Raw genomic sequence first — 1194 nt, 5'->3', positions numbered from 1 at the left:
GGATGTGTTCGGTATGATCGCGGTAATGTCACCGTTTTTCTACCATAACGAATTCGATGTGGACGGAAGACTTCATGAGCACCCTTTTTATCAGAGATACCATATCCATCCCGAAGGTTTGCGGATATGGCTTGATATGGGGGGAGCTGAAGGGCTCTTCATGGAACGGTATGCGCGCGAGGAAGCGCAGCTTCTTGTCGCGGATGGCTTCGTCCTTGGTCAGGATCTTATGCTGCTGCTCGATCCAGGAGCAGGGCACAGTCAGTTGGATTGGGCGCACCGAGTACATTCGCCGCTGCTTTTTTTCTTTGGTGAGATTGGCCAGCCGGCCTCTGTCCGTTTGGTGGGAGATCATACGATCGGCCAGAGAGGGCCGGATAAATGGATGAACCCGGTAGTAACCTATACCAGCGGTTTTGTGCGTACGGGGTTACCTGGTGTCTTTCATGTAGATCATCCCGAAGTGCTTGCCGTCCTGCCGGATGGAAGAATGAAGGGGCTCGCTTGCGGTAGCACGGTCGTTCATTATACGGAAGCAGGCGTGAGCGCGTCGAAGGAAATGACTGTCGTTGAGGAAGTGCCGGAGCTGGTGCAAGTTACGGTGCATGTTAAGGTACCGAACGAGACACCGCCATACCCGACCATATATGCAGGCATCGAGGTAACTTATAAAGAGGATGGCTCATATAGCGGAACGGCGATGATTCCGCACGGATTAACGTTTACGTTTAGAATATCGCGCGGGTTTGGCTTGCATGAAAGGCTGGGTGAAGGCAGCGACATTATTCATCGTTCGTTTACGACTAATCAGGATATGGTATTATGCTACGAGGTGGAAGCTTGGGATCAAGAGCTCCATTGAACTAAATCATCGGAGGTATTACATATGACAATTAGAGCCGCAAAACCGGATGATGCAGCAGAAGCAGCACAATTGCTGTATGATGCGCTGCATGATGTAGCCTATAAACTGACCGGCGAGACTACCAAGGACAAGGTACTGGCCGGGCTGGAGCTGTATTTCCGAGCAGATGAAGGCCGACTGGGACATCGACAGTTTACAGTAAAGGAGATAGACAACGAGGTAGCCGGGTTAATCGTGACTTACGGAGGCGATCAGGCTGAAGAACTGGATCGTCCGATCGTCGATCGTCTGCGTGGAATGGATCATGCCTTCACAGGACTGGATCAGGA

1 protein-coding gene and 1 pseudogene are annotated in these 1194 nt (G+C 51.5%); both read left to right on the top strand.

The features are described 5' to 3' along the window. Nucleotides 1–862, top strand: an 862-nt coding sequence (locus tag ACFRAK_RS29215) for an alpha/beta hydrolase (protein WP_394573232.1), incomplete at its 5' end; no start/stop codon positions are given. Between the two features lie 24 nt (nt 863–886). Beyond that, nucleotides 887–1194 (top strand): annotated as a pseudogene (locus ACFRAK_RS29210) (GNAT family N-acetyltransferase); the annotation flags it as partial.

This window comes from Peribacillus sp. NPDC056705 (genome assembly GCF_043656335.1).
This window is presented reverse-complemented; position numbering and strand designations above follow the sequence as displayed.